The 8,905-nt window shown below is 38.0% G+C and carries 7 protein-coding genes and 1 pseudogene; all 8 read left to right on the top strand.

What is annotated here, in order from left to right:
* The coding region (locus BST99_RS13390) for an RHS repeat-associated core domain-containing protein (protein ID WP_181044238.1) at positions 1-417 on the top strand (417 nt) is incomplete at its 5' end.
* The gene (locus tag BST99_RS13385; RefSeq protein WP_105002246.1) at positions 414-977 is read left to right on the top strand and encodes a hypothetical protein; all 564 of its coding nucleotides are present in this window, start codon (positions 414-416) and stop codon (positions 975-977) included. The genes BST99_RS13390 and BST99_RS13385, both read left to right, overlap by 4 nt.
* 3 nt (positions 978-980) lie before the next feature.
* Positions 981-1,457 carry a hypothetical protein gene (locus BST99_RS13380; RefSeq protein ID WP_105002245.1) on the top strand — a complete coding sequence of 159 codons (477 nt, stop codon included), beginning with the start codon at positions 981-983 and terminating at the stop codon, positions 1,455-1,457.
* 593 nt (positions 1,458-2,050) lie between these two features.
* On the top strand, positions 2,051-4,105 hold the full coding sequence (locus BST99_RS13375; protein ID WP_105002244.1) for an RHS repeat domain-containing protein: 2,055 nt from the start codon (positions 2,051-2,053) through the stop codon (positions 4,103-4,105).
* On the top strand, positions 4,102-4,593 hold the full coding sequence (locus BST99_RS13370) for a hypothetical protein (RefSeq protein ID WP_105002243.1): 492 nt from the start codon (positions 4,102-4,104) through the stop codon (positions 4,591-4,593). The genes BST99_RS13375 and BST99_RS13370 overlap by 4 nt, the downstream gene beginning before the upstream one ends.
* A 382-nt stretch (positions 4,594-4,975) precedes the next feature.
* Complete coding sequence (locus BST99_RS13365) at positions 4,976-7,009, top strand: RHS repeat domain-containing protein (RefSeq protein ID WP_105002242.1); 2,034 nt, start codon at positions 4,976-4,978, stop codon at positions 7,007-7,009.
* 77 nt (positions 7,010-7,086) lie between these two features.
* A complete protein-coding gene (locus tag BST99_RS13360; RefSeq protein ID WP_146106305.1) occupies positions 7,087-7,515 on the top strand; it encodes a hypothetical protein in 429 nt (142 codons plus the stop codon).
* A 484-nt stretch (positions 7,516-7,999) separates the two neighbouring features.
* A pseudogene (locus BST99_RS13350) lies at positions 8,000-8,905 on the top strand (hypothetical protein); the annotation flags it as partial.

Raw genomic sequence — 8,905 nt, 5'->3', positions numbered from 1 at the left:
AATAATGGTACTGCAACTATCAAGGACGAAAACAACTACTACCCCTTTGGTCTTGAGCATAAGGGGTATAATGACATAGTTAATGGTAATGAACAGAGGAGGAAATATCAAGGAAAAGAATACGAGGAAGAACATGGTTTAAATACCTATGATTTTAGTGCGAGAAATTATATACCTGATTTAGGACGTTGGACAACTCTTGACCCACTTGCAGAACTTGATTATAGTCTGACCCCATATAATTACACTATGAATAATCCAGTGCTTTTAACAGACCCAACAGGATTATCAACTCACGTTAAATTAAATGATGATGGTGAATGGGAAGTTGTTGAAGGCGGAGACCCTGACGATAGTGATGATAATATTTATATAATAGTCTATGATGAAGATGGGAATGCTATTAACACAGGTTGAGTATTGGAGAATCGTTGACAAGTCATTCCTTTTATGATGACAACAACAATGCAGTTGTAGGGGCAATTATTGATTTAGAATCAACAGAAGGTCAAGACTTCATTGATAACGAGATTATTAGAGATGACCCATTCATAGGAATTTACATGCCAAGAGCAACAGGTGGAGGACATTTTGATTTTAAAGAAAGAGGTATAGAAAAAGCAAGAAAAGAAGGTAAATCGGACATTCAACATAGATATAGAGGAAGTGTAGCCAGTAATGGTAAAATAGGTTCAGCAAGAGATTTTGGTAATGGAGGGGCAGGTATTGTAGCAGGACGAGCTGGGCTTAGCTGGGAACAGTCTCGATTAGGATTTGATGGGTTGGAAACTTTGCAGCATTCATCTATGTTGCGAGTAAGGCTTCCTGGCGGTGGAACAGGTTATATTATTGCTATTAAACCAAGCAAAGAAGGTACACCTACTCAGAAAGCACAAAAACTCGGACATCAAATAGGTCGTAAACTTCGTGCTGATGACCTAATAAAAGAAGTTGAACTCAATAATTTTATAGAATAAATTATGAAAAGAACATACATCAAAAATATTTCTTTATTTCTGTTTTTTCTTGCATTTTTTAGCTGTGGTTCAGAGAGAAAAAACAATGTTATTCATTTATATTCAAAAGATAAGTCACAGGTAGTTTCAATAATTAGTAACTACAACAAAAAAGAAAGGATAATAGCTGTAGGTAAACACATATCAAAACCTGTAAAAGACTATATAGAGTTAGATATATCTAAAACTACTAAGTTAGATGACCAATTTGGTATTTGTTGGAATACTAATGGACATAAGTGGGAAATGGTAAATGATAAAGCGAAAATAGTTAAAGTGGCACTTGATACAACAATATATGTTTTTAGGGAAAGTTGGTTTAAAGATAAAGGAACACCAAACACCAAATATTATATTAAAACGGATTGTTTTGTTGTTGGAGCTTTAAATTACTCTGAACATTATCCAGAAGAGAACGGTTCAGTAGAAAGATTTAATTAATACAAAATGACCACCTTCGGGTGGTTTTTTTATGCCTTATAGCGAAGCCATGTTTTTATTGAAGAAATCTTTGAACTTCTTTGAGGTGAGCATCTGTAATCCGTTGTAAACCGTCAGCCAAAAGTGAACTTTAGTGATTGAAAGTTAAGCGACACTTTAACCACTATTCGAATAATCCAAGCTCACAGATATGGTCAAACTTTTATCACGAGCTAAGTCCTTGAATAGTCTTTTCAACACCGATTACTAATTCCAAAACCCGCATATTCCCAGTATTAACCTTTTATAACCTTAGACTTGGTGATCCTGGAGGTACCACTTAAAGCACGAAAAAGCTCATTCTCTTGGAATGGGCTTTTTCGTTTCTAAGCGCGACCAAAGCTTGCTTTAGGGAGCGGATAGAAACGAAAAAAACAAGACCGTGAAAGCGGGATTGGGCTTTTGACGTATTTTCAGGAGAGGGACCAAAGGAAGATTGCGCCAGCAATCAGTCCTGGAGACCAAAGCTCGCTTTTCACTTTAAAGCGGGAATTGTTCAAGTTTTCCTTAACTACACCGATAAGGTTAAATCCAAATTTGATTTTTCAGGTCTTGTGGAAGAAACCACCAGTACGCATAGTAAAACAGGTCAATCTACCATTACCAGTGTAGATAAATTCACCTATAACCAGGTGGGAGCGCTAAGCCAGGCGACCAACCAGATCAATGGTGGAGCTACAGAAGTCATTGCCCAAAATATCTATAACGATATTGGTCAGCTTATTGAGAAGTCCATTGGAGGAAAAACAAACCAAAATAGACTGCAAGACATTAATTACATTTACAATGTAAGAGGGTGGCTTACCGATATCAATAACCCCGATAACAAAGGCAGTGATCTATTCGCCATGCGTCTTTATTATGACAGGGATACTCACTCGACCAATGCCACTCCGCTCTATAACGGGAACATATCGCAGGTCATGTGGTCCACCAAGAATACCAATAGCTCCAAGTTCTATTATTTCTACCACTACGATCACTTAAACCGCATAACCAAAGCGCAGTTTGCAGGTGGCGGTTGGTGGGATCGTTACAGCCTGAAAAAGGTCGAATACGATAAAAATGGAAACATCACCAAACTAGAAAGAAAAGGATGGACCAATTCCGCCGCTACTAGCTTTGGAACCATGGATAATCTTGTCTACACCTATTCCGGTAGTGGTATAGGTAACCAATTAATCAAAGTACAAGACAACAGCAACATCAACTTTGGGTTTAAAGACGTCAACCAAACCACTGATTACACTTACGATTCCAATGGGAACATGACTCGTGATTACAACAAGGCCATAAACACCAATATGACCTATAATCACCTGAATCTACCGACTTATATTCCGATTAACGGAGGTTCCATCAGTTACTACTACGATGCTGCAGGAGTCAAACAGAAAAAAGTAGTCAGCGGAGGAGCAACAACGGAGTATGCGGGGTCATTTATATACAAGAATGGGAGCCTCGAGCATCTAAATCATCCGGAGGGTTATCTTGAACCTGACGGCAACTCCTTCCGCTATATTTATCAGTATAGAGATCAAATTAATAATTTACGACTAGCATACTCTGATTTGGACGGCAATAGTGTCATAGATCATTCTTCCGAAATTTTGATTGAAAAAAATTACTACCCTTTCGGACTTGAGCATATGGGATATAATTCTACCATAAATGGGGTGGTGAACAATTACAAACAATACCAAGGGCAAGAATTTATCGAGGATCTAGAATTAAATATCCATGAGTGGAAATTTAGAATAAGTGACCCTACACTAGGTCGTTTTTGGAGTGTTGACCCATTAGCAGAAGACTATCGTTTTCAATCACCTTACAATTTCTCTGAAAACCGAGTAATTGATGGTTTTGAACTGGAGGGACTGGAGTATGTAACTGTCCATCACATAATGAATGGCGGAACTCACATAACAACTCTTCCTGCTACGGAGTATTATAAAATGACTGATTCTGAAATTAATGAAAAGAATGGTACTCCCGCAGGAAATTACAACGCAGCTTCTTACGGTCCTGAAGGAAAAGGTGTAAAACATGTTTACCATAACAGAGATGGTTCCTACACAGGGCCATATGAAGATGGTACAGTTAGATGGGATAATAGAAGGATTAATTTTCAAACTGCAGCCGGTAATCACGGATTGTATTCAGGCGCTGGAAGTATTACCAACTATAGAGGAGGTCAAGATTACAATTTTGATTTCCAACCTATTGATTGGTCTGATGCTATTGCCAAAAGGCATGATGAAGACTATGAAACAGCTAGAGCGAATGCAGATGGACCTGGTGCTAGTTATATTGACGATGTAAACACTTATCAAGCTGACTTAGACATGATCGAAAGATTGAATACTTTTACCAGTGGAGGAAAAGTGGAGGGCATTGAAACACCATATCGCAAAACAAGCTCAAGGGAAATGGAATTATCTCTTAAAGGACAAAAAATAGTGATAAGTGCGTTAGCCGCTTACAAAAAATGGAAGATAGACAATAACTATGGGAATGACACCAGCTTTGAAACGTTAGGTCAAAAGTTTTACAAAGATGACTTTTTGAATGCCTTAATCATTTCAATAATTTATAGCAGTAACGAATGAGAACATTAATATTTATAGGTTTTATCTTTTTATCTCAAGCTTGCTCTCAAGAGCCAAAAATCGTTATTACCAAAGAACATATCGTTAATAAATATTGGGATGATGACCGCAATAATTCAATACTTATTGAGAAAATGATGTTAAAAAAAGACAGTGTATTGGATATTTTTAGTTCTGATTTTAGAAGCGAAATTCCCAATCACTGGAATATAATCAATAAGCTGGAAGTTGACAGCACATCTTATTTTGGCTATTCTGGATTAAATATCAAAAAGGATAAAAAAAAATTAAACAGCCCAATATTTTTCAACAAGAATAATGGTTTTGAATGGTATTCTGCTAACGGCAATAAAACCATTATTGGAAATCTTGAAACTAACACTTGGTACAAGTTTAGTAATTTAACTACATCAGCTTACTACGTTTACATATACGTCGACAAAGAGGGTAAAACACATAGGTTTAACGTAAATATGTCGAATTATTAAGTTGATTTTTACTTGAAGAGTAGGATGATAAAATTGTTCTTTTTCAAGAATTAACCTGAAGAAGACTTATAATTAGTATGTTATCAAAGGTAATCGGAATGTGTTTGTTTCCTCCAGAATCGGATCCACTTGATTAGGTTAGTTTTATAGCAAATGTGTCTTGGCTTTTCAAATCTTAACTGGGTCAAAATAACTCATAGTTTTATTCTTGTCCAGAATTAAACAGAATTCATATAAAGTTAAGTGATACTTTAACAACTTTTCGAATAATCCAAGCTCACAGATATGGTAGAATTATCATTTTCACTTTAAAGCAGGAATTGTTCAAGTTTTCCTTAACTATACCGATAAGGTTAAATCCAAATTTGATTTTGCAGGTCTTGTGGAAGAAACTACCAGTACGCATAGTAAAACAGGGCAATCTACCATTACCAGTGTAGATAAATACACCTATAATCAGGTGGGAGCGCTAAGCCAGGCCACCAACCAGATCAATGGTGGGGCTACAGAAGTTATCGCCGAAAACACCTATGATGGTATTGGTCAGCTCACCCAAAAGTCCATTGGAGGAAAAACAAACCAAAATAGACTGCAAGACATCAACTACACTTACAATGTAAGAGGATGGCTTACCGATATTAATAACCCCGATAACAAAGGCAGTGATCTATTTGCCATGCGCCTTTACTACGACAGAGATACTCACTCGACCAATGCCACTCCGCTCTATAACGGGAACATATCGCAGGTCATGTGGTCCACCAAGAACACCAATAGCTCCAAATTCTATTATTTCTACCACTACGATCACTTAAACCGCATAACCAAAGCACAGTTTGCTGGAGGCGGTTGGTGGGACCGTTACAGCCTTAAAAAGGTCGAGTACGATAAAAACGGAAACATCACCAAACTGGAAAGAAAAGGATGGACCAATTCCGCTGCTACTAGCTTTGGAACCATGGATAATCTAGACTATACCTATTCCAGCAGTGGTATCGGTAACCAATTACTCAAAGTACAAGACAACACCAACATCAACTTCGGGTTTAAAGACAACATCAATCAAACGACAGATTACACCTACGATTCCAATGGGAACATGACTCGTGATTACAACAAGGCCATAAACACCAATATGACCTACAATCACCTCAATCTACCGACTTTTATTCCAATTAACGGTGGTTCCATTAACTACTACTACGATGCTAACGGAGTCAAGCAGAAAAAAGTAGTTAGCGGAGGTGCAACAACGGAGTATGCGGGAAATCACATCTATACCAACAACACCCTGGATCAATTCTTTACTGCCGAAGGCTATGTAGAAAAGGATGGTGGCTTCTGGGATTATAACTACCTGCTAAAAGATCATTTGGGGAATACGCGCATTATATTTAATGATAATAATGGTACTGCATCAATCAAGGACGAAAACAACTACTACCCTTTCGGGCTTGAGCATAAGGGGTATAATGACGTAGTTAATGGCTCTGAGTACGAGTATAAGTACAATGGCAAAGAATTTGATCAATCACATGAGCTCGATATGTATGATTATGGAGCCAGGATGTATGAGCCAACCCTAGGTAGGTGGATGGTTGTTGATCCGTTGGCGGAGGACTTTAATAATTTGAGTCCTTATAACTACGCTGTTAATAATCCTATCTTCTTTATTGATCCAGATGGTCGCGCCGCGTCGCCAATTTACGATACTGAAGGCAATTTTCTCGGAACTGATAATGAAGGGCTGCAAGGAGAAGTAATTGTCATGGATAAAGAAGATTTTCAACAAGGCATGTCCCATCAAGAAGCAGTCAATAAGAATAAGGGAATGGGAGGGCTAAAAGATTGGGCTACCAATCAAAAAGTAGACGCGCATTATTCCAATTTAAAAAACAGACCAGATTATGATGGGGTTGTAACTATAAGAGAAGGAGTGGAATGGGCAAAGAGTCATCCAAACTTAAAAGCGCACCCTGACGATGTGAATTATTCGAATGCCACTGCAGATGACTATCTTTATTTAGACGCTTCAAAAATGGATTTTGGAACATTAAATGCTTCGTATTTTGAGAATTTAAATGTCAAAACAAATGTTAATCTTATGGATCACGTCAATCCGTTTAGCAATAGGTCCCGCTATACCACATATGCCTTGGGCAGAACAGAGATGACCTTACTTGATTCATCAGGAACTGTTAGCATACCCAACGGATCTGCTAATGCATATGACTGGAACTACGGAGGTTCTAATTTCAGAAATATATTAATTTGGGGGGAGAGAGGTCTAAAACAGTTAAATGACTCACATGGATTTCCAGTGTTGATTTATGGTGTTGGGCAATTAAACAATAATATTTTCTTAGGAGGGACCCCAAATTTATTTCCAACGATTCCTGTATCACATAAAAAATAGAGTCCATAAATGGCGTTTAATTAAGGTTATTTATTCGAGAATGATGTATAGAACAAGTAAGTAATAAGGTAAAGTTTATGAATAAAATACTATCGATACTTCTATTTGCATGCCTTTTGATTGGTTGCGAGAACTTTTATGGAGACGAAAGTCTCGGATCGGGATATTTTTTATGGAAGGAAGGCAGTTATGCCTCTATTGGTTACACTGGAAATAATGACAATTCCAGTATCGGATATACTGTCATAAAAGAAAACGTCCTTGAAGCAAAGAAGAATGAGAACTACATCATTGTAAAAACTGTTATGTTTAATAAGGACCAGCAAAAAAATTTGAGCTATTGGGTTATTGATAAATCCATAAAACTAGATATGAGTTTATGTACCGACCAATCTAGTTGTGATAGCTTGCTATTGTCAAACTTAACTAAGGAAAAAGATAGCTTAGCATTTAAAATGCTGTTAAAGGATAAAAACGTTAATCTATCTTTTAATAATTGGAACTAATCTTTGTAAACCAATAGCGAAAAACGAACTAAATTGATCAAAAGTTAGTTTCCACTTTAAATGATAACCACTATTCGAATAATCCAAGCTCACAGATATGGTCAAACTTTTATCGCAAGCTAGGCCCTTGAATAGACTTTTCAACATCGATTACCAATTTCAAAGCCCGCAATTCACCAGGATTAACCTTTTATAGTCTTAGACTTCGTGATTCTGGAGGTACCACTTAAAGCACGAAAAAGCTCATTCCCTTGGAATGGGCTTTTTCGTTTAAATCTGCGATTGAAGCTTGCTTCGATGAGCAGGTTTGAACGAAAAAAACAAGACCGCGAAAGCGGGATTGGGCTTTTGATGTATTTTCAGGAGTGGGACCAAAGGAAGATTGCGCCAGCAATCAGTCCTGGTAACCAAAGCTTGCTTCGATGAGCAGGTTTGAACGAAAAACACCTCGGCCGTAGGCTGAGCGGGTTTCGTATTTTCAGGAGTGGGACCAAAGGAAGATTGCGCCAGCAATCAGTCCTGGAGACCAAAGCTCGCTTTTCACTTTAAAGCGGGAATTGTTCAAGTTTTCCTTAACTACACCGATAAGGTTAAATCCAAATTTGATTTTGCAGGTCTTGTGGAAGAAACCACCAGTACGCATAGTAAAACAGGTCAATCTACCATTACCAGTGTAGATAAATACACCTATAATCAGATTGGAGCGCTAAGCCAGGCGACCAACCAGATCAATGGTGGAGCAACAGAAGTTATCGCCGAAAACACCTATGACGGTATTGGTCAGCTTACCCAAAAGTCCATTGGAGGAAAAACAAACCAAAATAGACTGCAAGACATCGATTACAAATACAATGTAAGAGGATGGCTTACCGATATCAATAATCCCGACAACAAAGGCAGTGATCTATTCGCCATGCGTCTTTACTACGACAGGGATACCCACTCGACCAATGCCACTCCACTCTACAATGGGAACATATCGCAGGTCATGTGGTCTACAAAGAATACCAATAGCTCCAAATTCTATTATTTCTACCACTACGATCACTTAAACCGCATAACCAAAGCACAGTTTGCAGGTGGCGGTTGGTGGGATCGTTACAGCCTGAAGAAGGTTGAGTACGATAAAAACGGAAACATCACCAAACTAGAAAGAAAGGGATGGACCAATTCCGCTGCTACAAGCTTTGGAACTATGGATAATCTGGACTACACCTATTCCAGTAGTGGTATCGGTAACCAATTACTCAAAGTGCAAGACAACAGCAACATCAACTTTGGGTTTAAAGACAACATCAATCAAACCACAGATTACACCTATGATTCCAACGGGAATATGACTCGTGATTACAATAAGGCCATAAACACCAATATGACCTACAATCACCTC

Source organism: Aureicoccus marinus, assembly GCF_002954325.1.
Taxonomy (GTDB): domain Bacteria; phylum Bacteroidota; class Bacteroidia; order Flavobacteriales; family Flavobacteriaceae; genus Aureicoccus; species Aureicoccus marinus.
Note: the sequence above shows the minus strand (reverse complement) of the source record. Positions and strands in the feature narration are given on the sequence as shown.